Source organism: Vibrio sp. CCB-PB317, from assembly GCF_022808245.1.
Lineage (GTDB): Bacteria > Pseudomonadota > Gammaproteobacteria > Enterobacterales > Vibrionaceae > Vibrio > Vibrio diabolicus.
The window spans coordinates 1,424,237-1,450,281 of record NZ_JALGNU010000002.1 but is presented as its reverse complement, the minus strand read 5'-3'; the positions used below and the strand labels follow the sequence as shown (position 1 = coordinate 1,450,281).

19 protein-coding genes are annotated in these 26,045 nt (G+C 44.7%); 10 read left to right on the top strand and 9 right to left on the bottom strand.

From position 1 onward, the window contains the following. Nucleotides 1–65: 65 nt before the first annotated feature. Nucleotides 66–239, bottom strand: a complete 174-nt coding sequence (locus tag MTR11_RS15395) for a hypothetical protein (protein WP_005373524.1) — start codon at nt 237–239, stop codon at nt 66–68. Nucleotides 240–500: 261 nt separating this feature from the next. On the opposite strand from MTR11_RS15395, the gene MTR11_RS15390 reads away from it, so the two are divergent. Beyond that, entirely contained in the window at nt 501–1,364 is an 864-nt protein-coding gene (locus tag MTR11_RS15390; RefSeq protein ID WP_243327998.1) for a DUF6279 family lipoprotein, read from the top strand. A 170-nt stretch (nt 1,365–1,534) separates the two neighbouring features. Beyond that, a complete protein-coding gene (pepT, locus tag MTR11_RS15385; RefSeq protein WP_243327997.1) occupies nt 1,535–2,764 on the top strand; it encodes a peptidase T in 1,230 nt (409 codons plus the stop codon). Nucleotides 2,765–2,850: 86 nt separating this feature from the next. Here pepT and MTR11_RS15380 read toward each other — a convergent pair whose 3' ends face one another. After that, on the bottom strand, nt 2,851–3,315 hold the full coding sequence (locus MTR11_RS15380) for a dCMP deaminase family protein (RefSeq protein WP_005373515.1): 465 nt from the start codon (nt 3,313–3,315) through the stop codon (nt 2,851–2,853). 416 nt (nt 3,316–3,731) lie between these two features. Here MTR11_RS15380 and vmeY point away from each other — a divergent pair, with 416 nt between their 5' ends. Both vmeY and vmeZ read left to right on the top strand, forming a co-directional pair. After that, nucleotides 3,732–4,859, top strand: coding sequence for a multidrug efflux RND transporter periplasmic adaptor subunit VmeY (gene vmeY / locus MTR11_RS15375; protein ID WP_005396140.1), 1,128 nt, complete (start codon nt 3,732–3,734; stop codon nt 4,857–4,859). Nucleotides 4,860–4,867: 8 nt separating this feature from the next. Next, nucleotides 4,868–8,020: a multidrug efflux RND transporter permease subunit VmeZ gene (vmeZ, locus tag MTR11_RS15370; protein WP_046875892.1), complete on the top strand. Its 3,153-nt coding sequence runs from the start codon at nt 4,868–4,870 to the stop codon at nt 8,018–8,020. Between the two features lie 91 nt (nt 8,021–8,111). Here vmeZ and MTR11_RS15365 read toward each other — a convergent pair whose 3' ends face one another. Together MTR11_RS15365 and arfB are read right to left on the bottom strand one after the other, a co-directional pair. Continuing rightward, nucleotides 8,112–9,881: a methyl-accepting chemotaxis protein gene (locus MTR11_RS15365; RefSeq protein WP_109168975.1), complete on the bottom strand. Its 1,770-nt coding sequence runs from the start codon at nt 9,879–9,881 to the stop codon at nt 8,112–8,114. 101 nt (nt 9,882–9,982) lie between these two features. Continuing rightward, on the bottom strand, nt 9,983–10,396 hold the full coding sequence (gene arfB / locus MTR11_RS15360) for an alternative ribosome rescue aminoacyl-tRNA hydrolase ArfB (protein ID WP_005396137.1): 414 nt from the start codon (nt 10,394–10,396) through the stop codon (nt 9,983–9,985). Nucleotides 10,397–10,472: 76 nt separating this feature from the next. Here arfB and MTR11_RS15355 point away from each other — a divergent pair, with 76 nt between their 5' ends. Next, on the top strand, nt 10,473–11,075 hold the full coding sequence (locus MTR11_RS15355) for a beta-phosphoglucomutase family hydrolase (protein WP_031780520.1): 603 nt from the start codon (nt 10,473–10,475) through the stop codon (nt 11,073–11,075). 87 nt (nt 11,076–11,162) lie between these two features. Here MTR11_RS15355 and MTR11_RS15350 read toward each other — a convergent pair whose 3' ends face one another. Continuing rightward, complete coding sequence (locus MTR11_RS15350; protein ID WP_005396135.1) at nt 11,163–12,155, bottom strand: OmpA family protein; 993 nt, start codon at nt 12,153–12,155, stop codon at nt 11,163–11,165. A 461-nt stretch (nt 12,156–12,616) separates the two neighbouring features. Between MTR11_RS15350 and aroG the strand changes: the two genes are divergently transcribed. The 3 genes from aroG (at nt 12,617) to MTR11_RS15335 (ending at nt 16,758) form a co-directional block, all read left to right on the top strand. Further along, nucleotides 12,617–13,669: a 3-deoxy-7-phosphoheptulonate synthase AroG gene (aroG, locus tag MTR11_RS15345; RefSeq protein WP_005396134.1), complete on the top strand. Its 1,053-nt coding sequence runs from the start codon at nt 12,617–12,619 to the stop codon at nt 13,667–13,669. Between the two features lie 142 nt (nt 13,670–13,811). Then, nucleotides 13,812–14,984, top strand: coding sequence for an MFS transporter (locus MTR11_RS15340; RefSeq protein WP_193621661.1), 1,173 nt, complete (start codon nt 13,812–13,814; stop codon nt 14,982–14,984). Nucleotides 14,985–15,195: 211 nt separating this feature from the next. Beyond that, entirely contained in the window at nt 15,196–16,758 is a 1,563-nt protein-coding gene (locus MTR11_RS15335; protein WP_243327996.1) for a methyl-accepting chemotaxis protein, read from the top strand. Nucleotides 16,759–16,899: 141 nt separating this feature from the next. Here MTR11_RS15335 and tkt read toward each other — a convergent pair whose 3' ends face one another. Next, nucleotides 16,900–18,891 carry a transketolase gene (gene tkt / locus MTR11_RS15330; RefSeq protein WP_145472775.1) on the bottom strand — a complete coding sequence of 664 codons (1,992 nt, stop codon included), beginning with the start codon at nt 18,889–18,891 and terminating at the stop codon, nt 16,900–16,902. A gap of 123 nt (nt 18,892–19,014) precedes the next feature. Beyond that, nucleotides 19,015–19,965 carry a transaldolase gene (gene tal / locus MTR11_RS15325; RefSeq protein ID WP_005396118.1) on the bottom strand — a complete coding sequence of 317 codons (951 nt, stop codon included), beginning with the start codon at nt 19,963–19,965 and terminating at the stop codon, nt 19,015–19,017. A gap of 466 nt (nt 19,966–20,431) precedes the next feature. On the opposite strand from tal, the gene MTR11_RS15320 reads away from it, so the two are divergent. Continuing rightward, nucleotides 20,432–21,433, top strand: coding sequence for a sugar-binding transcriptional regulator (locus MTR11_RS15320; protein ID WP_005396112.1), 1,002 nt, complete (start codon nt 20,432–20,434; stop codon nt 21,431–21,433). A 131-nt stretch (nt 21,434–21,564) separates the two neighbouring features. Continuing rightward, entirely contained in the window at nt 21,565–22,857 is a 1,293-nt protein-coding gene (locus MTR11_RS15315; RefSeq protein WP_243327995.1) for a glycoside hydrolase family 18 protein, read from the top strand. Between the two features lie 25 nt (nt 22,858–22,882). Here MTR11_RS15315 and MTR11_RS15310 read toward each other — a convergent pair whose 3' ends face one another. Together MTR11_RS15310 and MTR11_RS15305 are read right to left on the bottom strand one after the other, a co-directional pair. Continuing rightward, nucleotides 22,883–25,174, bottom strand: a complete 2,292-nt coding sequence (locus MTR11_RS15310; RefSeq protein WP_046875898.1) for an EAL domain-containing protein — start codon at nt 25,172–25,174, stop codon at nt 22,883–22,885. A gap of 21 nt (nt 25,175–25,195) precedes the next feature. Then, nucleotides 25,196–26,026: a sulfurtransferase gene (locus MTR11_RS15305; protein WP_005396103.1), complete on the bottom strand. Its 831-nt coding sequence runs from the start codon at nt 26,024–26,026 to the stop codon at nt 25,196–25,198. Nucleotides 26,027–26,045 lie beyond the last annotated feature (19 nt).

The following is a 26,045-nucleotide window of genomic DNA, read 5'->3' as shown; positions in this document are numbered from 1 at the left end:
CACCAATGGAATCAATCGTTTAGCGTGATTTTAATAATAAAAAAACCGCCTTTAAGGCGGTTTTTTTATTTGTCTGGGCGAATAGAGTACAAGTCACTGTTGTGCTTACCGCACTCTAAATAGTACTGATAAGCCACTTTTTTGCTTTCAGCAATGACTCTCATGCAGTGCATTTTCCCCTGTTCAAAATATCGAATCTCATATTCTACACTGGTATCAAGTTGCTCAGCGGCTGCCATACTTCGCCTCCATAAACCATCCAAAAAACATCCATGCAAATTATATGCCGTTATAGGGAGCGTCGTTCGGTGTATTTTTTAGCCGATAATTGCGCTCTAACTCACTTTTTTGCGGATAGCTGTGATCAAAAAGTTAATTTCAAACTCTATATATTATTAAGGTGGCAATCAATATTTGTCACACTGGTGTAAGTTTGCCGCAATATTAAGTGATACAAGTTGAGTATAGAACTTAATCAATAGAAAAGGGAATACGAATAAGTGACTAAATTACAGGGTGTATCTAATAAGGTGCTTGGTTATGGCCTTCTATTTTGTTTCGTATTTCTTCTTGCCGGATGTACGAAGAAGTTTCTATACAGCAATATCGATTGGTTCGTTATCGATTACATAGAGGATTATGTTTCTCTGCAAGGTGAACAAGAAGTCTTGGTCGAAGAACGCTTATTATTGTTAGCAGAATGGCATAAGAAAGAAGAGTTACCGTTATATATCGATCATTTAAAAGAGCTTGAGAGATTAAAAGCGAGCGATATAACCCTAAATTATTTGCAGGAAAATCGAGATAGAATGCGAGCGCATTACGATAGAGTGGTAAGCAAAGCGGCACCAGACCTTTTTGCTTTGAGTTTACAGTTAACGAAAGATCAAGAACGGGAATTTCTGAGTAATGTACAAGAGCATTATCAAGAGCGAAACGCAAAATATGCGGATAAAACGGAAGATGAAATACGTGAAATTGTTCTAGATAACACAGAAGAATGGATGGAAGAGTGGTTGGGAAGCCTATCAGAAAGTCAGCGCCAATTAGCTCAAACGTTTTCTCAACAAGTCACTCTTAACAGTCCTTTATGGAGAGGTTATCGAGCAACGATATATCAAGAGCTCGAATATCTGTTCGACAACAAGTCCAATGCTGTCACTTATCAGGATATATTTATGCGCCTGTTGTTCGAGCCAGAGAGCTATTACAGTGAGCAGCTTTCTAAAAATATTGATTCTAACTTTGTGCTGGTCGATCAACTGACATTAGATATTTCTCAATCTATGACCGATAAACAATGGCGTCATTTTCGCGGTAAGGTAAAAGAGTGGCGAGTACTAGCTGAGGAATTATTAGATTAGATTCATGCTTCAATTGACGAGGGGATGTGCATTAGCCTTTCTTATGAAAAACTGATTCAAAGCAAATTCTTATTGAGCTAAGAGCGTAACATAGCTTGAGGTTTGATGAGGTAAGGTCAGCTTACTGATGGTTGATAAAGCCTCATCGTATAAAAACAATGAGAATAAATATGAAACATTTAGTTGAAAGATTTCTTCGCTACGTCACGTTCGATACCCAATCAAATCCACATGTTACGCTTTGCCCAAGCTCGCCTGGTCAGCTTGTGTTTGCTGAGTTGCTTAAAAAAGAGATGATCGAACTTGGCTTAAGTGATGTGACATTAGATAAAAATGGCTACTTGATGGCTAGACTGCCAGCTAACGTTGATTATGAGGTGCCGCCTATCGGCTTTATTGCCCATATGGATACCGCGTCTGACGCCTCAGGAAAAAACGTAAAACCGCAATTTATTGAAGATTATCAAGGTGGCGATATTGCGCTAGGGTTGGGGGATGAAGTGTTATCTCCGGTGCAATACCCAGATTTACATCATCTACATGGCCATAACCTTATCACTACCGATGGCACTACATTACTTGGCGCGGATAACAAAGCTGGTATTGCTGAGATTCTCTCTGCGGTCGCGCTGTTACTAGAAAATCCAGACATTCCACACGGCGACATTCGTATCGGCTTCACACCAGATGAAGAGATTGGCCGGGGCGCAGATTTATTTGATGTTGAAAAGTTTGGCGCGAAATGGGCATACACTATTGATGGTGGCCCGCAAGGTGAACTGGAATACGAAAATTTTAATGCGGCAAACGCCGATGTGATTTTTCATGGTGTTAGCGTTCATCCAGGTACCGCAAAAGGCAAAATGGTCAATGCGATGAACTTGGCTGCGAAATTTCAAGTTCAAATGCCCCAAGATCAAACTCCCGAAACAACAGAAGGCTACGAAGGGTTCTTCCATTTAAAATCGGCAGAAATGGGTGTGGCGCGAAGCGAACTTGGTTACATTATCCGAGACTTTGATCGTCAGGGCCTTGAAGAGCGAAAAGCCTTTATGCAGAAACTCGTTGATGACATGAACGCGGGCTTACGCCATGGTTCTGTAGAACTGAAAATAACAGACAGCTATTACAATATGAGAGAAATGGTTGAGCCTTACCCGCATATCATTGAGTTAGCGAAGCAAGCGATGGAAGCGTGTGATGTTGAACCGATTATAAAACCTATTCGTGGTGGTACAGATGGCGCTCGTTTATCTTTTATGGGGTTGCCGTGCCCGAATATCTTCACTGGTGGTTTTAACTTCCATGGGATTCATGAGTTTATTTCGGTTGAAATGATGGAGAAGTCAGTGCTTGTCATCGTCAAAATTGCTGAACTCACCGCGAAAAAACACGGTTAACAGACTAGGTCGAGCTGTTCTTGTCGATTGAATGGGGAAAATAGCCCAGAGTCATCTGGGCTATTTTTAAATTCAAAAACGAAACATTAACGTACGTCTTTGTCTTCAATTTCAATGTCTTCTAGTGGTAGCCAGTCGACTTTCACACCCGCTTGATCGAACATGTCTTGGCTGACTTGGATTTTATCTCCCCAGCGAGATAGAAAGTCTTCAGATTGCTCAGGGCAGTGCACGTGTGAGATCCCTGTTTGAATGATCTTTGCCGCGCAGTTAGGACATGGAAAATGAGTCACCCAAATATCACATCCGTCTAAATCACGTTTTGAGAACAAAATTGCGTTCTCTTCCGCGTGTAGTGTTTTAAGGTATTTCAACTCGCGTTCATCGGTATCGACACTGTCAGAAACACCGTGCGGGTAGCCATTAAATCCAACAGATACAATGCGATTCTGTTTAGTGATAACTGCACCGACTTGTGTTGATGGGTCCTTACTCCAAGACGCCACTAGTTCTGCCATCTGGTAAAAGCGTTTTGCCCATTTAGAAATCATAGTCATCCTCTCTGTCGAAGGCGTTGAATTAATTGAATGATAACCCATTTATATTAAAAAAATAGTCAAAATCGGGGTCTTGAGTATGAAGGCGTCATTTTTTGTCTTTTTAACCATAAAACGTTCTTATCTTGAGCACCGAATCTCACTTCCGTCTTTATACGATATCTTAATTCGCGTTTCCTAGCGCCTCTAAATGCACGATGCCTGAGAGTGTATATCAAATAGTTATGATTGAGCTGTTTGTATATTGTTCATTAAATATCACTGTTAACTAAATTACTTTATTTTCTTTTTGTTTCTCATATTTACATTTAGAAACATTTTGGGGGCTTTTGAGTGAAGTTTTCAGTAGCAGCAAGGAGTAAGGTTGATGGGAATTCAACAATATCCTGTTCTATAAAGACGGTAAATACATGCAAAAGAAACCACTTGTCGCACTAATGGCGGCTACAGCAATCCTCGCTGGATGCGGGGAAGCTAATAATGCCCAAAGGGAAGGCCAAGCGCCTCTCGTAGTGACTCAGGATGTCACGGTTATCGACTACCAACCGAGCAAGTCTTATATCGGTCGCATTGAAGCAGTAGAAGATACCAATATTACCGCGCAGATTTCTGGCTATTTAAAAGCTCGTCACTTTGAAGAGGGGCAAATGGTAGAAAAAGGGCAGCTTCTTTATTCTATCGAGCCATCTTCTTTTGAAGCACAAGTCGCGAGCGCTAAAGCGGCACTTGCACAAGCAAAAGCCGCGCTAAAAAAAGCGGAACTAGACCACACCCGAGGTAAAAACTTGTTGCCTCGCGGTAGTATCTCTCAATCTGAGTTTGACGCCTTAACTGCGGCACTTCTTGGTGCGAAAGCCGAGCTAGAAGCAGCAAATGCTCAGCTTAAGCTTGCTGAAGTTAACCTTTCTTATACTCAAATCCGAGCTCCGTTCAGCGGTCGCATTAGCGATACCAAAGTGAGTACTGGTGATCTTGTTTCCCCTTCATCTGGCGTGCTGACGACATTGGTGAGCTTAGACCCAGTGCATACTTCATTTAGTGTGAGTGAGCGCGAGCGTTTAGCCATGGGTATGGATCAAGTCAAAGGCGACGGCTCAGCAGAATCAAACAGAGTTGAAGTTCAGCTTGAGCTGGAAAATGGTCAGTTTTTTGAGCATCTCGGTAAGCTCGATTTCTTAGGTAATCGTATTGATACCAAAACTGGTACGATTGCAATGCGTGCGCTAGTGCCAAACCCAGAGCAGAAGTTACTTCCGGGTCAGCACATCAAAGTGAACTTGAGAGATAAGAACACAAAAGACGTTATTGTTATCCCACGACGTGCCGTACAGACTGACTTAGAAGGTGACTTTGTGATGGTGATGGCTGAGGGAAGTGTGGCTGAGCGTCGTAACGTCGAGCTTGGACCTCAGGTTGAACAAGGCATTATCATTCGAGAAGGCCTCGAACAGGAAGATACGGTTATTACACAGGGCCTACAGCGTGTGCGTAATGGTGTAGAAGTGCGCATTCAAACACCTGCTGAAGATAAGCAGTAGGGGGCACTATGTTAAGTCGTTTCTTTATTCAGAGACCTAAATTCGCGCTGGTTATTTCGATCATATTAACGCTAGCAGGCGCGATCTCACTGGCGATTTTGCCAGTGGCGGAGTACCCACAGATAAGTCCGCCATCAGTCAGCGTTTCGGCATACTACACCGGTGCGAGTGCGGAAGTTGTCGAGCAGGCCATTGCGGACCCCATAGAGACGTCGGTCAATGGCGTTGAGGACATGATCTACATGTCTTCAAAGAGCGCGAACGATGGCTCATACAGCCTAAATGTCACGTTCGATGTCGGGACCGATCCAGACATGGCGCAAGTAAACGTGCAAAACCGTGTGTCACAGATCGAGTCAAAACTGCCTCAAGAAGTGCGCATGGTTGGTGTGACGGTGAAAAAGCGTTCACCTGACTTGCTGATGGTACTCAACTTCTATTCACCTGATGGCAAATACGATGATCAGTTCTTGATTAACTACATTAACTTGAATGTAAAAGATCAGCTGGCTCGTGCGAAAGGTATCAGTGAAGTTAACGTGATTGGTGGTGGCGAATACGCAATGCGTGTTTGGTTAGACCCTGAAAAAATGGCCAACCTTAAGCTAACTACGTCAGACGTATACGCCGCTTTGGCTGAACAGAACGTTCAAGTTGCGGCAGGGCGTGTAGGTGCAGCACCATACAACAATCCACAAGAAGTTCAGTTTAACCTTGTGACCAAAGGTCGCTTGGAAAGCGTGAGTGAGTTTGAGAACGTTGTCCTTCGAGCTAATCCCAATGGATCTACGGTTTATCTGAAAGATGTTGCTCGCGTTGAACTAGGCAAAAAGTTCTACGATGGTAACGGTAAATTCCGTGGTCAGGACGCGTCAATTGTTGCATTGTCTCTTCAATCAGATGCGAACGCGTTAGAAAGTGGTCAGGCCGTCATGGAGCTGCTTGAGGACTTGAGTAAAAACTTCCCTGAGGGCATGGCGTACGAGACCAGCTACGATACAACCGTGTTCGTATCTGAATCGATCAAAGGGGTAGTAAAAACACTGATTGAAGCGATTCTATTGGTGATTGCTGTAACTTACTTGTTCTTGGGTAGTGCGCGCGCAACGTTGATTCCTGTTGTTGCGATCCCCGTTTCTCTGATTGGTACGTTTGCCATCATGCAGGCGACGGGCTTCACCATCAATACGGTCACTTTGTTTGGCTTGATCCTCGCGATTGGTATCGTGGTGGACGATGCGATTCTGGTTATCGAAAACGTCGATACCACCATGGCGAAAGACCCAACCATTTCACCGCGTAAAGCGACATTGCTAGCGATGAAAGAAGTAACGGGCCCAATCATCACGTCGACCTTGGTTTTACTTGCGGTATTCATACCAGTCGCGATGCTGCCGGGTATCACTGGTATCATGTATCGCCAGTTCGCTTTGACCATCTGTATTTCGGTTGTGATCTCATCCATTAACGCATTGACGCTGTCTCCAGCACTTTGTTCTTTGGTATTGAAGCAGGGTGGGGGCAACACCGCTAACTGGTTCCAGGCTTTCAACCGAGGCTTAGAGCGTATCACAACGCGTTATGGTCAGGTCGCTGGTTTCTTGGTGAAGAAATCTTTGCTACTCGTGACGTTCTTTATAGTCGCTATCGCGGCGGTCACTTTCTTTGCGAAAACCACCTCAACAGCGTTTGTTCCTCAAGAAGATAAAGGCATTTTGCTGGTTAACGTTCAGCTACCAGATTCAGCATCTTTATCTCGTACTGAAGAAGTCACCAATGATTTAATGAACATGATTGGTGAAGAACCTGGTGTGGATGGCGTGACGGTTGCGAACGGTTACTCGTTTATGACAGGCGCAGCAGCATCAAACGGTGCATCTGTGTTTATCAAACTGCATGACTGGGATACTCGTAACTCGTTGCAAGGGGAACACTCTGCCAATGCCATCGCGGCGCGTATTAACGGTCGTGCTGCAACAGAGTTGCCTCAAGCGGTTGTGTTTGCGATGGGGCCACCAGCGGTTCCTGGTATGGGGGCAGCGTCTGGTTTTGAGTTTGTGCTTGAAGATACGCTAGGGCGAAGCCGTACCGATTTGTCGATGGTCATGGGAGAAATGATCCAAGCGGCCAACCAAGCCCCTGAAATTGCCTACACGTTTAGTACGTTCCGCGCGAATGTCCCTCACTACTACGTTGATATCGACCGTGAGAAAGCACAGCAGTTGGGTATTTCACTGTCGTCTATTTTCCAAACCTTGCAAGGCAACTTAGGTTCGCTTTATGTGAATGACTTCACCATGTTTGGTAAGAACTTCCGCGTAACCATGCAAGCTGATAGCCAGCACCGTAGCAGCATGGAAGATCTAGAGCGTTTCCATGTTCGTTCTTCGAACGGTGATATGGTTCCACTAAGTACGCTAGTGAGCTACGAGCAAGTGTTCGAGCCTGATGTGGCATGGCGTTACAACATGTACCGCAGTGCTATCATTCAAGGCCAACCAGCTCCGGGCTACTCTAGTGGTGATGCGATTGCCGCAATGGAACGCGTTGCTGCAGAGGTTCTTCCGCAGGGCTACACGTACGAATGGACAGGTATGGCTTACCAGGAAGTACTTGCGGGTAACCAAGCCATTTATGCGTTTGCACTGGCTTTGATCTTCATTTACTTGTTCATGGTGGCACAATATGAGAGCTGGAGTATTCCATTAGCCATCATTTTGGTGGTGCCAGTAGCAACGTTAGGCTCCTTCTTGGCGTTGAATCTGACTGGGACACCGCTTAACTTGTATGCGCAAATTGGCCTTGTCTTGCTCATAGCCTTGGCGGCGAAAAACGCAATTTTGATTGTGGAGTTCGCCAAGCAAGAACGTGAAGAAAAAGATGCTGATATCGATAGTGCAGCGGTTAAAGGAGGCACGTTACGTTTCCGCGCTGTGAATATGACATCTTGGTCGTTTATCCTGGGTATCTTCCCGCTGATCTTCGCCGCAGGTGCAGGGCACGTGAGCCAAAACTCGCTCGGCGTGTCGCTGATTGGTGGTCTATTGTGTGTGCTTCTAGCAGGTACATTCTTGATCCCTGGCTTCTACGCTCTGGTGCAAAGACAGCGTGAGAAAGTTCATGGCGGCAACACCAAGCTGGTTCCTCTTGATGATGAGTAATCACACCCGCTGTGCACAGTAGAGCACGAAGTTAAAGTCGAAAAAAAGCCCGAAGCAATGATTGCCTCGGGCTTTTTATTTGTAGAGAAGGTTATTTTAGCGCGGTTTTAAATTGTGCAACGGCTTCGTCCATATCATGAGCTTGAGCAGAAACAGAGTTCACTTCGTGCAAGCATTCCTGAGCAGATTGCATGTTGTTTTCAGATATCGCGTTAAGCTCGGTGATTGAGCCACTAACTTGGTTCATCACGATACCTTGCTCTTCAATCGCAGAAGCAATGCGCTCCGAATTGCCTTGAATTGCATGCATGTCAGTGATGATCTGCTGCAGGCTAGAATCAAGTTTTTCAGAGGCATTAAGCGTTTGTTGTCCTTGATCGTTACATTGATCAATATCCGCCACGACCGTCGACATTTGAGCTTGAATATCAACAACAACTCGCGTGATTTCCTCGGTAGATTGATGAGTTCGGCTAGCTAGGGCTCGTACTTCATCGGCAACAACGGCGAAGCCACGACCTTGTTCGCCCGCTCGCGCGGCTTCAATTGCTGCATTGAGAGCCAGTAAGTTAGTTTGTTCCGCAATTTCTTGGATGATGTTCACCGCACCACCAATTTTATCTACATGTTGGTTCAACGAGCCAATCGACTGCTGACTGTTCGATAAAATACTGGTCAATTGACCAATGTTGGTTACAGTAGTTTCAACAACACTTCGGCCTTGTTCGGCATTATTCGCGGCTTGATGTACACCCTCTACCGCAACCGACGTGCTTTCCGATATTTCGCCTATCGTTGCCACCATTTGCTGAACCGCAGTAGCCATCGATGCAGTGTGGTCCGTTTGAGTATGGAACTGCTCCATAACTCCTTCTAGCTCACGATGCATATTATCGGTACTGGCCGTTAACTGCGCAGATTTTTCTTGGGTGCCACTAATTAACTGCTCAAGCTTATCCAACAGATCATTGAGGTGGTGGCTGATATCAAATAGCTCATCTTTGCCTTTCAAGTCAGAGCGCAGTCCCATGTTGTTTGTTTCGCTAATGCTTCGAATGGTGCCAAGCAAGCTGTTTACTCGTGTATTGATTGAGCGAGAGATCTGCCAAATCAATGCGAAAATAACACCTAAGATCAGAGCAGTAATGACTTGCTTGATAGTCGACATTTGTTCATCACGCTTTGCAGCAGCAGAGCTAAGGGCTGTCGAAAAGGTTTCAAATTGCTCTTCTACAGCATGAGATAATGCGCGAGTTTCACCAAGTAGGCCCTGGTCGTAAGCGACCCCTACAACTTGTTTTTGTGCCGCTACTAGCTTACCTGTTTTGATGAGCTCCGGAGCATATAGACCAACAAGCAAATCACTATTGAATTGACCTGATTTTACCGCAGAGTCAAAACGAACCAACGCCAGCAATTGCTGGTGGTCGGAGCGTTGCTTGGCTTCTAACAGTGCTTGCTCGTAACCAGCAAGAAGGCCACTCTTTGCATCAAGTCCGTAGCGTTGGTAAGCACTGACCAGATTCTGAAAGCCCTTTTGGTATGCAAGAAGGTCTTGTTTGAATCGTTGACTTGAAGGTAATTCATTGCTCGTGAGTATGCTCGCAAGCTCTTTTTCGGTATTTAGAAACTTATCAACATTCGCATCAAATTTGTTTAAGTATTTGTCATTACTACGCAGTAAGAAATCTTTCTCGTTTCTGCGTAAGTTGAGTAAACGTATTTCTAGATCGCCAACGAGTTTGATGGCGTGGTTAAGTTCATTGCTCTTATTGGCGAAATGGGATGACGTACCCAAAAGGGCCACGATGCCTAAAATGGCGATAACTCCGAGGAAGTAGAGTTTTTGCCTAATAGTCATATTGTTGTTTCCTGAATAAGTAACTAAAAAGAGAAATCCAATGAGATTTCCCAAGGGCTAGCAAACGTTGTTCAACTAACATGTCGAGAAAACGACATGCATTAATACAGCACTTTCTTACGTTGCTGCTTTTTCGCTCCATGCTTGTTCTTGGTATCAAGTCTTCGGCGTTGAGAAGCGCGGGTTGGTTTCGTTTTAATACGCTTCTTCTCCTGTAAGGCGGCAGCTTTAATTAAAGCTTGAAGCCGATTCAGGGCGTCTTCCTTATTTTGTTCTTGCGTGCGAAATTGTTGCGCTTTGATGATGATCACGCCATCTTTAGTTATACGACTGTCAGAAAGAGCAAGTAATCGTTCTTTGTAGAAGTCAGGTAAGCTGGAATGTCGGATATCAAAGCGTAAATGTATAGCGGACGCTACCTTGTTAACGTTCTGGCCACCATTTCCTTGAGCTCTAATTGGGGATAATTGAATTTCCCACTCTTGAATTGTGACGGAGTTCGAAATTTTGAGCATGATAAGTAAATGCCGGTAAGGACGATTGAAAGAGCTGATAAATTAACATCACAGATGTACAAATAGAAGAAAAGACATGAGCACGATTGATTTTAGGCCCTATGAGGGATTCATATTTGATATGGATGGTACTTTAATAGATACCATGCCAGCCCATTTGGCTGCTTGGCAAGCAACCGCAGATCGCTTTGATTTTCCGTTTTGTCAGGAGTGGTTTCACAGTTTAGGGGGCATGCCGAGCTTTAAAATTGTTGAGGAGCTAAACCGTGTGCATGAGCTTTCATTAGATCCTAAAACCGTCGCTACATTTAAAATGGAAACGTTCGCTGCTATGGAGCTGCACGGGGACGTTATTCCGTGCACTAATATCGTGTTAGAAGAATATTTAGGCCACAAGAAAATAGCGGTCGGAACTGGCAGTCAACGAGAAAGTGCCATGCGCCTATTGAGCCACTCCGGTTTATTGGACAAGTTGGATGTTGTGGTAACAGCAAGTGATGTAGAGAACCATAAGCCTTTTCCGGATACCTTTTTGGTGGCGGCCGAGCATCTTGGGTTGGAAGCGTCACAATGTCTTGTATTCGAGGATACCGAGCTAGGTAAACGAGCGGCGCATGCAGCGGGTATGGATTGCGTTATGGTGCAAGATAACGAGTTAATCTTTTTTCCAAAACCATAGTAAAAAGAGCGATAAAGCGAGATCAAAATGGGGTGCAAACGCACCCCATTAACTGTTACAACATCATAGATAAAGTATCATAGATGTTTATTCAGGTTGAACTAGCTCTTGGTATTCAAACGAAGGAACCACAACCTCTACGCGACGGTTTTTCTCACGACCTTCACGAGTGCTGTTGTCAGCAACTGGGTTTTCTTCACCCATGCCTTTCACAGTTAAACGATCTGAGTCAATGCCTGCAGCAGTTAGGTAATCCGCAACAGATTGAGCACGACGCTCAGACAGTTTTTGGTTGTAAGTCGCAGGACCAGAGCTATCCGTGTAGCCAGTGATCTCTACTTGAGCTTGAGGGTATTCGTTCAAGAATGATACGAAGTTGTCTAGACGCTCCGAAACAGAGTCTGTTAGCTTAGCACTGTCGAATTCAAACGTACCTGTACCGTACTCTTCTTTGTGCACTTTGCTCATCATCACTGGTTCTGGATCTGGCTCAACCACTTCTTCTGTTACAACTGCCGCAACCACTGGCGCAGCCGCAAATTTGTAGTTAAAGCCGATACCGAAGAAGTTAGCGTCCATGTCGTCCCATACGTCATCAGACAGGTCTTGATAGCGTTGATATTCTGCGCGTACGCTCCAGTTTCTGTCGATAGTGTATTCAGCACCTAGCGAGCCAGTTGGAACGAAATCTTTTTCGTCATCAGACATCATGTAAGCACCACCGATCTTAGCGAATAAGTTCCAAGATTCGTTCAAGTGCCAGTTAAATTTAGGTGCGAGAGTTAAAGCCGTTAAATTGCCGTCGATCGTATTAACTGTATTAGCCCCTGACTTAAAGTTAGCTTTGTAATCGCCTAAGAAGTCGACACCATACTCTAGCCCGATGATATCGGTGAAGTCATAACCGATATGTAGTCCAGCACCAAAAGCTTCATCATCACAAGGGCTATTTAGATAGCAAGCATCGTCAAGTGTAGTCATGCCTACTTTGCCCCCGATATACATTTCAGCTTGAGCAGAGTTTAAAAGCGCGCTACTACCAGCTACCACTGCTGCTACTGCAATTGCTACTTTGTTCATAATGTTTCCTTGTATTGATTGCATATTAACTTCTACTTCGTTTTATCAAAAAATTAGAAAAAACCAGCGTTTATAAGAAATTAGTTTAATATTCTAATCATTTCATATCAAGCAACAATATCTTTGAACTTGATCAACATTTACTAACCAATAACACCTCACAAACTTCTGATATTTCTTACATTGTAGTAAAGATTTTTAGGGTCATAAGAAAATTGATGATTATTTTGAACTTTTTTTCGTAAACTTTATTTTACATTGTGCGCGGTGGTTAACAGGTGGTTTTTATTTGCATTTATTTGCAAAAACTGATTGCAAGTCTACGCCTAAGCCGATAAGTTACTTAAACGCTAGACAGAAAATGACCAGAGCCCTTGATGCTGCTCGCTTTGTGAACAATGTTGCAATGAGTTCAGTTGGCAAAAAATTGGGTCGGAAATAAAAACCAGGAAGTAGAAGTAATGTTTCAAACTGATGATGTAAGAATAAATAGAGTAAAAGAGTTATTGCCACCTGTAGCAGTATTAGAGAAGTTCCCAGCGACTGAAACCGCTTCTTCGACCACTTTTGATTGCCGTAATGCCATTCACAATATTCTTGAAGGAAAAGATGACCGATTGCTTGTAATTGTTGGCCCGTGTTCCATTCACGATCCTGCTGCTGCGGTTGAATATGGTAAAAAGCTAAAAGTATTACGTGATGAACTTGGTGAACAACTAGAAGTTGTGATGCGAGTTTATTTTGAGAAACCGCGTACAACGGTAGGATGGAAAGGTCTGATCAACGACCCTTACCTAAATGATACCTACAAGCTGAATGATGGTCTGCGTATTGGACGTAAGCTTCTTCTTGATCTTACCGATATGGGCTTGCCGACCGCGAGTGAGTTCTTAGATATGATCACGCCCCAGTACGTGGCGGATCTGATCAGTTGGGGTGCTATCGGTGCTCGTACGACAGAATCTCAGGTTCACCGTGAGCTTGCTTCTGGTCTTTCTTGTCCTGTTGGGTTTAAAAATGGTACAGACGGGAACATTAAGATCGCGAGCGATGCGATTCGTTCTGCAAGTGCTTCTCACCACTTCTTATCAGTAACAAAATACGGACATTCTGCGATCGTAGAAACCGCTGGCAATCCTGATTGCCATATCATTCTCCGTGGTGGTAAAGAGCCAAACTACAGTGCAGCGCATGTTGCTCAAATTAAAGATGAGTTAGATGGCGCTGGGCTACCGAAAAAAGTGATGATTGATTTTAGCCACGCTAACAGCTCGAAGCAGTTCAAACGTCAAATGTTGGTATCTGATGACGTATCAGAGCAAATCGCTGGTGGCGAAGAAGCAATTTTTGGTGTGATGATTGAGTCTCATTTAGTTGAAGGTCGCCAAGACTTAGTGGATGGTAAAGCGGCCACTTATGGTCAGTCGATTACCGATGCATGTATCGGTTGGGAAGATACGGAAACCGTACTTCGTCAGCTTTCAGATGCAGTAAAAGCGCGCCGTAACAAATAAGCTCAACAGAAAGAACTTTTTTAAAGAGCCAGAGGCATTGTGCTTCTGGCTCTTTTTTATTGAGAATTACTCGCATCTCTTTCTATTGTTTCTGCTTTCCTATATGTTATCTGTATGCGCTGTAACCAAAAGGAATTTGGAATTGAATCGTAATGTATGGCTATTATCCCTTTGCCAAGCCCTATTAATGACAGGGAATATTTTACTCATATCTGTTATTGCCCTTATTGGCAAAACACTTGCGCCGTCATCAAGCTTTATTACGTTGCCCGTTGCGCTGCAATTTTTAGGACTGATGGCTGCGACGATCCCTGCGTCACTAATTATGGGCAAGTTGGGACGTCGCCTTGGGTTTAGTCTCGGTAATGTTATTGGCATTTTGGGTGCCAGCCTAGCGACGTATGCGTTAAGTCAACAGAACTTCTATCTGTTCTGTGTTTCTACCTTTTTGCTCGGTGTTGGTATTGGCTTCGGAACGCTATACAGATTTGCCGCTATTGAAGTGTGTGAAGAGTCGGCAAGACACAGGGCGATTTCGATATCTATGGCGGGAGGGGTACTAGCGGCGATACTTGGCCCTAATTTGGCGGTGTATTCACAGCAATGGTCAGATGATGGTTTGTACATTAGTGCTTTTGCCGTGCTTATTGGACTTTATATAACTGCGTTGATCGTGCTGCAAACGATTCGTTTTCCACCAGCACACACGCAAGTTCTACATACTAAAGCGGATAAAGTGGGGCACATTATCCGTCGACCTAATTTCATGCTAGCGGTTATCGCCGCAATGGTTGCGTATGCGGTAATGAACATTTTAATGACAGCAACGCCTCTGGCGATGATTGGTTGTGGCTTTGATTTTGACAAAGCGGCAGGAGTGATCGAATGGCATGTGCTGGGCATGTTTGCACCGGCGTTTGTCACGGGACGCTTGATAGAGCGGTTTGGCGCGAAGAATATGATTTTAGCCGGTGGATTTCTATTTGTTGCTTGCATCGGAATTAACATACATGGAGTGTCCATTTGGCACTTTAGTCTTGCTTTAGTTCTGTTAGGCGTTGGTTGGAACTTTATGTTTATCGCGGCAACTGGGTTATTTAGTCAAAGCTATGAAGCGAAAAACAGGAGCAAGGCTCAAGCATTTAATGAATTCTTCGTGTTCAGTTGTGTCACTATCACTGCATTACTATCTGGCTGGCTTGAATCCACCGTAGGTTGGCAAAACCTTAATTTGTACGTTCTTCCTTTTGTGTTGCTCGTCATCGTGATGTTTGCTTTGAAAACGAACAAAGAAACGGAATCCCAAACTGCTTGATTAGATCTTCTATACATAGCCCGGCATAATGTGTCGGGTTTTGTTTATTAGCTCAACTCCACAACTTCTTCTTTATATTTTTATTGATAATGTGAATTCCCACACTAAAAATGTCGATTTGATAAGACTTTTTATCTAACTTTTTGTAATAAAAATAAAAATCCTGTATATATCTTGCCGAAAATTAATAAAAACTACAGAAGTTTCGTCTATGTCAGCCAATATTTCTCATAAAGCTCAAGAAACTCTCGTGAGGGAGTCTGAGGAACTCGTCTCAACAACGAACCTACAAGGTGTTATTACGTATTGTAACGAAGCCTTTTGCCGTGTTGCTGAGTACACTCACGAAGAACTCGTCGGTCAGAACCACAATATCGTTCGCCACAATGACATGCCTAAAGCCGCTTTCGGCGATATGTGGACACGTCTTAAGCAAGGCAAAGCCTGGCGCGGCATGGTTAAGAATGCCACTAAGTCGGGCGGTTACTATTGGGTTGATGCCTATGTCACCCCTATTTATGAAAATAACCACGTTGTTGGTTATCAATCTGTGCGCGTGAAGCCAAAGCGAGAGTGGGTTGATATAGCCACGAAAGCCTACAAGAGTATGCGCGCCGCCGAGAAATCAGGTCGTACTTGGTCGTTGAAACTCAATGAAACCATTCGCTATGCGATTCTACTTGGCGCATTGACCGCACCTGCAGCCGCATATGCATTGTCTATTGAAGGTCCATTAGCTTGGCTTGCAAGTGCACTACCTGCGAGTGTTCTAGCGCTGTTATTCCGCCAAGAATTAATTGATACGCCTCAACAACTGAAAAAGTTACAAAAGCAATACGACAGCGTGAGTCGCTTGATCTATTCTGGTAATACGGCATTTTCGATTGCCGATTTCCATATCAAAATGCTGTCCGCAAGAATTCGAACCGTGTTGGGAAGAATGACTGACTCCGCACTGCCGTTGCAGCATTGTGCTGAAGAATTGAGCCAAACCACAGCAGAAGTTTCGGCTGCATTAAATCAGCAAAACACCGATATTCATCGCGTACGTGATGCGACTCAAGAGGTGGAGTCTTCGGCGAATTCAGTCTCTTCTAGCACCAATGATGCCCATATGCTAATTGATGACACCTTGAAGTCATGCTTGATGGCGAAGGAAACCATCGATCAAACGCACACCAATCTAACGCAGTTGAGCCTTCAAGCTGAAAAAGCGACGGAAACGACGTATCAGCTGAGTGATCAGGCGCAGAAAGTGAATCATTTGATGGAAGAGATTGGTGGGATCGCAGAACAAACCAATTTACTGGCACTTAACGCGGCAATTGAAGCGGCGAGGGCGGGTGAGCAAGGTCGTGGTTTTGCTGTTGTTGCCGATGAGGTGCGCGCGCTCTCTGGTCGCACATCCAATGCAACTGAACAAATCCAAGCGTCTATCTATGCTATGTTGGCAACGATACAAAGTTGGCAAAAAGACATTCTGGCAAACAAAGAGCAAACGGATACCTGTTCTCAGGTTGCAGAGCAAAGCGCGCTTCGTTTGTCTGAGGTTGAACAGATGATGCAACGCATGAGTGGGTTGATGGTCGATGTGGCGGAAGCGGCGAATAACCAGCTGAAGCTATCCAGCGATGTAAATCAGCATATTCACTCTATTGCTTCTACGGCAGAGCAAAACTTGGCAGCAACGCACTCCGTAGAGCAAAACAGCCGTCAGTTGAAAGAGCAAGTACAAGATTTCTATCAGCTCGCGCTTCGATTTGAAGACAAATAGCCGTAACGAAAGTCGTTGTGTTCACTTTCTGGCTGTGCTTATACAAATAGGGGCCAGATAAAAGAAAGCCCCGCCATTGCTGGCGGGGCTTTTCAGTTTTCACATTCGCAATAGAGAAAACTGATTATCTTTTTACTGCAATTACGCTAGTAGTTCTTTTGCTGTATTTACTACGTTTTCCGTAGTGAAACCGAACATTTTGAACAGTTCACCAGCAGGTGCAGATTCACCGAATGAAGTCATACCGATGATGCGACCGTCGAAGCCTACGTACTTGTACCAGAAGTCAGCGATACCTGCTTCGATAGCGATACGAGCTGTTACGTCTGATGGTAGAACGGCTTCACGGTAAGCTGCGTCTTGCTTGTCGAATGCATCTGTTGATGGCATTGAAACCACGCGTACTTTCTTACCTTCAGCAGTTAGCTGTGCTGCTGCTTCTACTGCTAGTTCAACTTCAGAACCTGTTGCGATAAGGATTAGCTCTGGCTTGCCTTCGCAATCTTTCAGGATGTAACCACCTTTCGCGATGTTTGCTAATTGCTCCGCATCACGCTCTTGTTGCGCTAGGTTCTGACGAGAGAAGATAAGCGCAGTTGGTGCATCTTTACGTTCAATCGCTAGTTTCCAAGCCACTGCTGATTCAACTTGGTCACATGGACGCCATGTGCTCATGTTTGGCGTTAGACGTAGCGATGCCATTTGCTCAACCGGTTGGTGAGTTGGGCCATCTTCGCCAAGACCGATAGAATCGTGCGTGTACACTTGGATGTTCTGAATCTTCATCAGAGCCGCCATACGCATTGCGTTACGAGCGTATTCCATGAACATTAGGAATGTCGCGCCGTAAGGAACGAAACCACCGTGTAGCGCAATACCGTTCATGATCGCCGTCATACCGAATTCACGTACACCGTAGTGGATGTAGTTACCAGAGAAGTCACTTGCTTCTAGAGACTTAGAACCAGACCACATGGTTAGGTTAGAAGGCGCTAGGTCAGCAGAGCCGCCCATGAACTCAGGTAGTAGAGCACCAAATGCCTCTAGAGCGTTTTGAGATGCTTTACGTGACGCAATGTTTGCTGGGTTTGCTTGAAGATCGGCAATGATTTGGCTTGCTTTCTCTTCCCACTGTGCAGGAAGCTCACCGTTTACGCGGCGTTTAAATTCAGCTGCCAGCTCAGGGTACGCTGCTTCATAAGCTGCAAATTTCTCGTTCCACGCTGCTTCCTTAGCTGCGCCTGTTTCTTTCGCTGACCATTCTGCGTAGACTTCTTGCGGAATTTCAAAAGGACCGTGCTCCCAACCTAGTTCTTTGCGTGTTGCTGCGATTTCTTCTGCACCTAGTGGCGCACCGTGACAATCGTGTGAACCAGACTTGTTTGGTGAACCAAAACCGATGATTGTCTTAGTACAGATAAGTGTAGGGCGAGGATCCGCTTTCGCCGCTTCGATTGCTGCGTTGATCGCTTCAGAGTCGTGACCGTCTACTGCTGGGATTACGTGCCAGCCGTACGCTTCAAAACGCTTAGGCGTGTCGTCAGAGAACCAACCTTCAACGTGACCGTCGATAGAGATGCCGTTGTCATCCCAGAATGCGATCAGTTTGCCTAGACCTAGTGTACCAGCTAGAGAACATGCCTCGTGCGAGATACCTTCCATTAGACAGCCGTCGCCCATGAACACGTAAGTGAAGTGGTCAACGATATCGTGGCCTTCTTTGTTGAACTGTGCTGCTAGCGCTTTCTCAGCTAGAGCCATACCAACCGCGTTAGTGATGCCTTGACCTAGAGGGCCCGTTGTTGTCTCGATACCAGGCGCGTAGCCGTACTCTGGGTGACCAGGAGTCTTAGAGTGAAGCTGACGGAAGTTTTTCAGATCATCGATAGATAGCTCGTAACCGCTCAAGTGCAGTAGAGAGTAAATTAGCATTGAGCCGTGGCCGTTAGACAGTACGAAACGGTCGCGGTCTGCCCACTCAGGGTTTGATGGGTTGTGGTTTAGGTGAGAGCGCCAAAGAACTTCAGCGATATCAGCCATGCCCATAGGTGCACCTGGGTGACCAGAGTTAGCTTGTTGAACACCATCCATGCTTAGCGCACGAATTGCATTTGCTAGATATTTACGATCCATAGTGATTACTTCTCGATAAGGGTTTAAATAGAGGGAACTCGTCGAAACAAGTTCAAATAGAAAATCTTGAATAAGCGCTGATGGTAAAAGCGAGTAGACGGGCTACTCGCTTTTGGTAAGCAATTAAAGCTTAGCTTCGATCATCGCTTCTAGTTTACCTTGGTCAACGGCGAAGTTGCGGATGCCTTCAGCCAGTTTCTCAACCGCCATTGGGTCTTGATTGTGTTCCCATAGGAACTCAGAGTGAGTCATTGGTGCAGGACGCTCAGCTGCGCCTTTAGAATCAACCAACTTCTCAACCACTTCGCCTTCTGCCGCTTCTAGCTCAGCAAGTAGAGCAGGCGCGATAGTTAGACGGTCACAGCCAGCCAGTTCTAGGATCTCACCGATGTTACGGAAGCTTGCGCCCATTACGACAGTTTTGTAGCCGTACTCTTTGTAGTAGTTGTAGATCTTAGTTACAGACAGTACGCCTGGATCTTCTGAAGCTTCGAAGTCACGGCCTTCTTTCGCTTTGTACCAGTCCATAATACGGCCAACGAATGGAGAGATTAGGAATACGCCAGCTTCTGCACAAGCACGCGCTTGAGCGAATGAGAATAGAAGCGTTAGGTTACAGTTGATGCCTTCTTTCTCTAGGATTTCTGCTGCGCGGATACCTTCCCAAGTAGACGCCAGTTTGATAAGGATGCGGTCGTTAGTGATGCCTGCATCGTTGTACATTTTTACTAGTTGACGTGCTTTCGCTACGCTGCCTTCCATATCGTAAGATAGGCGCGCGTCAACTTCTGTAGAGATACGACCTGGAATAGTTTTTAGGATTTCTTTACCGATGTTTACTGCAAGCATGTCACAAGTGTCTTGAACTTGTTGAGCTTTGTCGTTGCTCTGTGCTTTAGCATATTCGATTGAAGCATCGATTAGAGGTGCGTACTCTGCGATTTGAGCGGCTTTCAGGATAAGAGAAGGGTTAGTTGTTGCGTCTTCTGGTTGATACTTTTTGATTGCATCAATTTCGCCAGTGTCTGCTACTACAGTCGTTAGTTTACGAAGTTGCTCTAACTTGTTGCTCATAATCGATCATCCTATTTAAATGGGCTTAAGCGTGATTTTTGTTATCACAGCTTGTGCATTTGCAAGCGAGTTAGCTAATCGTCTCATCGCATTTAATGAGACATCTGCTCAGCCAACTACGGAAAATTTCGTTACCGAACAAATGCCATGAACATTTGATCGATAGCTGAGTAAATGATGTGTCCATATTTATCCTATCTATGCTGAAAGTCAATTGCTGAAATCGACTTATAGTGAACTTCATCAACGTTTTTTTACTGTGTGTTTAGTGGTTAACCCAAATAAACGTTTGCCCTTATTGTTCAAAGCTTGAGCGTTGTACGCTAGGGTAAAAAATTGTAGTGAGAAAATGTTATTGCGATGAGCAAATGTAGCGTTTAAATTGATAAAGAACATATGCTAAGTCAATGAGCATATGCTCACTTATTGCATACAATATCGATCCTCTTAAAGGGCGAGAGAAACCATGAGCAGTTCTAATCAAGATATTTCCATTGAAAACACGGATTTGTTGACAGAGATTTCCGTCGCGTATTATCAAGACGGTGCGACTCAGGAAGAGATATCGAGAAAATTTGCCATATCACGCGCAAAGGTCGGGCGAATGCTCAAGCAGGCGCGTGATGAGGGCATCGTTGAAATCACCGTTAAATACCACCCGGTGTTTAGCGCTAAGATTGAACAACGTTTGATCGAGCGATTCGGCGTTAAGCGCGCGCTTGTTGCTCTTGATCAGCCAAATGAAGAGGCACAGCGACTACAGGTGTCGGGATTGGTGTCCAATTATCTCACCAGCACGCTTAAAAACGGCATGGTGGTGACCGTTGGACAAGGGCGTAACGTATCTTCTGTCGCTCACCATATTGGTGTTATTACGCCGCGTGACTGTAAATTTGTATGTGGTATCGGCGGTATTCACCCACGTGGTGGTATGTATAACGCCGACCACATATGTCGTCAGTTAGCGAAAAAGTACGGTGGAACGTCCGAAACTCTCTATGCGCCGGCTTATGCAGAGAACAGAGAACAGAAGTTGGCTTTCATGCAAAATGCAACCGTGAAACAAACGCTCGATTTGGCACGTAAAGCCGATGTCGCTTTGGTCGGTATTGGTGACATGAGCGAAAACAGTTACATGGTGGACTTAGGCTGGTTTACGCCAGATGAGGTCGTTCAATCGAGGCTTCAACAAGGCGTGGTCGGGGACTTTGCAGGTTATGATTTCTTTGACATTCACGGTAATGTTGCCAACACCGTAATGAGTGACCGAGTGATTGGCCTTGGTATTGAAGAGTTTCGCCCAATATCGGAAGTCATCGCGATTGCAGCGGAGAACAGCAAGCCGCTCGCCTTACTTGGAGCATTAAGAACCGGAGCGATAGACGTGATCGCCACGAGCGTCAGCAACGCATTAACGGTGCTCAACTTAGATGAGCAAATGCACGGCAACGCGGCATCTGAGAGTTAGCACAAATAATATGCAATTTATGTAATCAGGCTGCGAGGAGTTATAAATGACTCGCAGCCTGATTTCGTTTCCAAGTTAAAAATATTCTCTAGGAGTAGCTTTAAATTTGTACATCTACTCTGGAGAACACAATGAAAAAGACACTTCTTGCTGCACTGATTATGGGGCTAACTGGTGCGGCGCACGCCGAGCAAAAAGTCGTAGCAGGTTACTTTGCGGATTGGCAGTACGCAAATGCAGAAAACCCATACACGGTGAACGATATTCCCGCCGATAAACTGACGCACGTGATTTACGCGTTTCTTAGTATGTGCGGCCCTCATACCGGTGCTTCTGAAACGGTACAAAAACTGGTTGCCGAACAATGTGAAGGAAAAGATCCGTATACGGCGATCATTGTCGATACCGAAGCAGCATTAGAAAAGGACTTTGGCGATGTCTCCGTTAACGTGCCATACAAAGGCCACTTCGCTCAACTTGCTGAAATGAAGAAACAACATCCTGATCTTAAAATGCTCCCTTCTTTTGGTGGTTGGACAATGTCCGAACCGTTCCATGCTATGGCGAAAAGCAAACAAGCGATGGATCAATTCTCAAAAACTGCCGTTAAGTTGATTGCTCAGTATGATTTCTTTGATGGTATTGATCTGGATTGGGAATACCCAGGTGGTGGCGGTTTAACAACGTCGCCTTGGAACCCTGACACCAAGCTTTCTGATGAACAAAAAGCATCTGAGCGTGAGGCCTTTACCTATTTGGTGAAAACCATGCGTGCAGAGTTAGATGAACTCACAAATCAAACCAAACGTGAATACGAGCTCTCTACAGCGGTAGGCGTTGGTCCAAAAGCAGGAGGTATCGATTGGAAAGCCGCGGAGCCGTACCTAACTAACATGTTTGCAATGACGTATGACTTCCTTGGTGGTTGGGGACAGCAAACCGGGCATACTACCAACTTGCATGCGACTGAGCGAAGCTGGTGGGGCATGGGCGCAGACGTGTTCATCAACCAGATGATTGAGCTCGGTATTCCAAGTGAGAAACTGGTGATTGGCGCTGCGTTTTACGGGCGTGGCTGGCAAGGCACCAAAGACTTCTCGGGTGGCTTACCAACGCAAGATCTTGTATCCGAGCAAGGAGCGCAGTTTGGTACGGGTGAGAACGGCTATTTCATGTTTTGGGATTTGGTGAAGAACTATGGAGCGGAGCAGGGCTACGAGTACAAGTATGATGAGCAATCTCAAGCGCCTTACTTGTGGCATCCTGTAAAGAAAGTCTTTATCTCTTACGAAGATCAACGCTCGATCAAAGCCAAAGCAAATTGGGCTAAACAGGCGAACTTAGGTGGCATTTTTACCTGGGAATTATCAGGCGACCCGAAAGGCGAGTTGGTGGAGGTGATGTACCAAGAAATGAATAAATAAAACCTTCTAAGCAAAGCGATCGTAGTTATTCAACTACGGTTTCTTTGCTTTGGTTCTGCTTCGTAAAAGCGATCAAGTCTTCAAGCGATAAAGGTTTAGAGTAGAAGTAGCCCTGAATCAAATCACAACCGCAAGCTTTTAACTCATTCAGTTGTTGCAGCGTTTCTACTCCTTCAGCCAGTACTTTCATTTCAAAGTTTTTGCCGATAGAAATGATATTCTTAACCATATTCAGCGCTTTTTTGTCATGCTCAATGTGATCGACAAAGCTCTTGTCAATCTTCACCTCGTCAATAGGTAGCGTACGCAACATGCTTAATGAAGAGTAGCCAGTCCCGAAATCATCGAGCGAGATTTTAAAGCCAAGAGCATGCAAGCGCTCGCAAATTGGTGCGAACTTTTCAAGATCTTCAATAAACAGGTTTTCGGTGATCTCTAGGGTAATCTTTGAACATTCGATGCCGCGTTTCTCAATAGCATTCATAAGATTAGTAATGAATTTGGCGTGAACAAACTGTTTGACCGAGATGTTAATAGACATCTGGATAGATGTATCAATATTACCAGTCAGTTTAGCCATATCTGTCAGGCTATTTTCAATGATTTGTTCACCAATACGAACCATCAACCCAGTGCTTTCTGCGACGGGAATAAATTCACTTGGTGGGACTAAGCCGAGCTCATCATCACTCCAACGAATAAGCGCTTCGACACCATAAATATCGCCTTCTAGGTTTAACTGAGGTTGATAAACCATATGAAGCGCTTGCTTATCTATCGCGAGCCTCAAGCGTTGCTCAATTTTCATTTTACGCAGGTGTGTAGCTTGCATCTGCTGATTGAACAGGCTGTATACGTTGCGTTGTTTTTTCGCTTGATACATCGCAATATCGGCTGAAAGGAGCAGTTCATCTAATGTTTCACCATGGTGTGGATAGCAGGCAATACCAATACTGCAACTGAGCAGGAACTGACTGTCATTGACTTCGTAGGGTTCTGATAGCGCCTTTATTAAGTCGCTCGCTAGTCTTTTAACGCTTACTTCATCAATTCGATTCGTTAGAAAAATAAACTCGTCACTGGCTTCACGGATGATTAATCGGCCATCGTTAACAAAGGTGTTTAAGCGGATAGATATTTGTTTTAGAACTTCGTCGCCAAAGTCATGACCATGTGTGTCGTTGACTGATTTGAAATTATCAATATCGATAAACATCAAAGAAAAAGGATTCCCTTTCCCAGAAAGCCAGTGTCGAATGTTTGCGCGTAGGTACTCTCGGTTTGGTAATCCAGTGAGATGATCGTGGTTCGCTTGATAGAGCAAACGCAGTTTTGTTTTATGTTCATTGTTCGCAATGGAGCGGAATAAAGCGTAAAAAGCACCTTGGACGATAAGAAAAACAATCGAGTACAGTGCAAACTGTTCGTAAAATCCGCGCTTAATAAAATTCAAATCTGTCGAGGAAGAGGCCCAAAGATGATAATCAGGAAGGTATCTCAATGTGATTAACTCACTCAGGCGAGAATTGTCGACAACAATATTGAGCGCTCGTGTGAGCTCTTTTAGTTGCGCCATATCCCAGCCTGAATCTTTTGTGATTTGAGCCATAACGGCTTTTATATCTAAATCATTGGCAGGTTTTAGGTAATCTTCTAGGGTTGTGTCTTCTGACGAGCTAAAAGTAAGGTAGCCATCACTGCGGATCAATGTGACCCGGTTGTGCTCATTGGCATGGATGTCGTTACGAAAAACCGAAGATGAATTCATATTAAAGCCAGCCGTCATCACTGCTTGTACAACACCATCTTTATTTGGAATTGCTTTTCGGATCGGAATCACAAGTGAATCTTGAGCTGGCATAAAATACGTTCGACCTATAATCATTCGGTCGGAGTTGAGTGCTGCCAAAAAGGTATCACGAGTCAGTGGATCTTGTTTTAGATTATGTAGCTTTGCCAAGATCAAGTTGGAGCTTACGGCGATGTAGTCTCCATCGGGGTTGGTTAGGCCGAATCCAATAATCGCCGGATGGATACTGAGCAGTTTGTCCAGCATCGGGCGAGTTTGAACTGCTGCTGTACGAGTAAAGTCATTTCTCTCGACCAACTGATGACCAATGACTTCAAGTAACGATTCTTGTCCTTTCAGAAGTGATTCGACAGAAGAGGCAAACAGCTCCAATTGTAGGAGCTGCTTATCTTTGTACTTATTCAGGGTTGACTCATAATGGTAGCGGCCAAACAACACGAACAGCACGGCGCTTATCGTAAGTAGCGCCATGTATAGTGTCCAAATGTTCTTCTTTAACCTGACCATGCCGCTTCGATAGCTCCTAGATTAGCGAGTAATGGGTAATGAGTGGTCTGCGCCCCATTCTGTCCATGACCCGTCATAGACCGATAAATCACGCCAACCTAACTGGTATGCTGCTAGCAGCAAAATACAGGCCGTTACACCTGAGCCACAACTGAAAATGATTGATTTATCATTATATAACGTTAGTGCACTAAATGCTTGTTTCAATTCCGAGTCTGCCTTTATAAAGCCATTACTCAATAATGTTTGAAAAGGGAGGCAAACAGAATTAGGAATATGACCAGAACGCAGTCCTTCTCTTGGCTCTGGTACCTCGCCTAAAAAACGTGCACGTGAGCGAGCGTCAACAATGTTTGCACTGCAATTGTTTGAGTACTCTAATATTGCATTTGCGTCCAAAAAAGCATGTTTATTTAATTTCCCGGTAAAGTTTCCAAGCTGCTTAGCTTCTGACAAGGCATCCGTGACAGGCAATCCAGCCTCAATCCAAGCCGGGAGGCCACCATTAAGCACTTTGACATTATCGTGTCCCATTGCCTTAAACATCCACCATGCGCGCGGAGAGGCGAGTGTTCCAGAGTTGTCATAAACAATAATAAGGTCTTCGTTGTTCAGGCCAAGTTTCTGAGCGCTGTGATTAAACCCTTCTTCTGTTGGCATCATATGAGGGAGATTGGTATCTGGCAGACAAAAGTCATTGTCGTAGTCGAAACGCAATGAGCCTGGAATCCACTTATTGGTGATCTTTTTCCCTTCGGAAGGAATTTGAAAACGAATACTCGCGTCTAGAAGTTTTACATTTGGTTGGTCTAATAAAGCATGAAGTTCTTTGGCATCGATCAATGCTTGCATGGTTAAATCCTTCTGATTT

Excerpts from the sequence above, each read along its gene's own strand:
- tal (WP_005396118.1), bottom strand. The coding sequence starts at position 19,965 with ATGAGCAACAAGTTAGAGCAACTTCGTAAACTAACGACTGTAGTAGCA.
- aroG (WP_005396134.1), top strand. The coding sequence starts at position 12,617 with ATGTTTCAAACTGATGATGTAAGAATAAATAGAGTAAAAGAGTTATTG.
- MTR11_RS15355 (WP_031780520.1), top strand. The coding sequence starts at position 10,473 with ATGAGCACGATTGATTTTAGGCCCTATGAGGGATTCATATTTGATATG.
- tkt (WP_145472775.1), bottom strand. The coding sequence starts at position 18,891 with ATGGATCGTAAATATCTAGCAAATGCAATTCGTGCGCTAAGCATGGAT.
- MTR11_RS15320 (WP_005396112.1), top strand. The coding sequence starts at position 20,432 with ATGAGCAGTTCTAATCAAGATATTTCCATTGAAAACACGGATTTGTTG.
- MTR11_RS15305 (WP_005396103.1), bottom strand. The coding sequence starts at position 26,026 with ATGCAAGCATTGATCGATGCCAAAGAACTTCATGCTTTATTAGACCAA.
- arfB (WP_005396137.1), bottom strand. The coding sequence starts at position 10,396 with ATGCTCAAAATTTCGAACTCCGTCACAATTCAAGAGTGGGAAATTCAA.
- MTR11_RS15335 (WP_243327996.1), top strand. The coding sequence starts at position 15,196 with ATGTCAGCCAATATTTCTCATAAAGCTCAAGAAACTCTCGTGAGGGAG.
- MTR11_RS15350 (WP_005396135.1), bottom strand. The coding sequence starts at position 12,155 with ATGAACAAAGTAGCAATTGCAGTAGCAGCAGTGGTAGCTGGTAGTAGC.
- vmeZ (WP_046875892.1), top strand. The coding sequence starts at position 4,868 with ATGTTAAGTCGTTTCTTTATTCAGAGACCTAAATTCGCGCTGGTTATT.
- MTR11_RS15315 (WP_243327995.1), top strand. The coding sequence starts at position 21,565 with ATGAAAAAGACACTTCTTGCTGCACTGATTATGGGGCTAACTGGTGCG.
- MTR11_RS15380 (WP_005373515.1), bottom strand. The coding sequence starts at position 3,315 with ATGATTTCTAAATGGGCAAAACGCTTTTACCAGATGGCAGAACTAGTG.
- MTR11_RS15310 (WP_046875898.1), bottom strand. The coding sequence starts at position 25,174 with ATGGTCAGGTTAAAGAAGAACATTTGGACACTATACATGGCGCTACTT.
- MTR11_RS15365 (WP_109168975.1), bottom strand. The coding sequence starts at position 9,881 with ATGACTATTAGGCAAAAACTCTACTTCCTCGGAGTTATCGCCATTTTA.
- vmeY (WP_005396140.1), top strand. The coding sequence starts at position 3,732 with ATGCAAAAGAAACCACTTGTCGCACTAATGGCGGCTACAGCAATCCTC.
- MTR11_RS15395 (WP_005373524.1), bottom strand. The coding sequence starts at position 239 with ATGGCAGCCGCTGAGCAACTTGATACCAGTGTAGAATATGAGATTCGA.
- pepT (WP_243327997.1), top strand. The coding sequence starts at position 1,535 with ATGAAACATTTAGTTGAAAGATTTCTTCGCTACGTCACGTTCGATACC.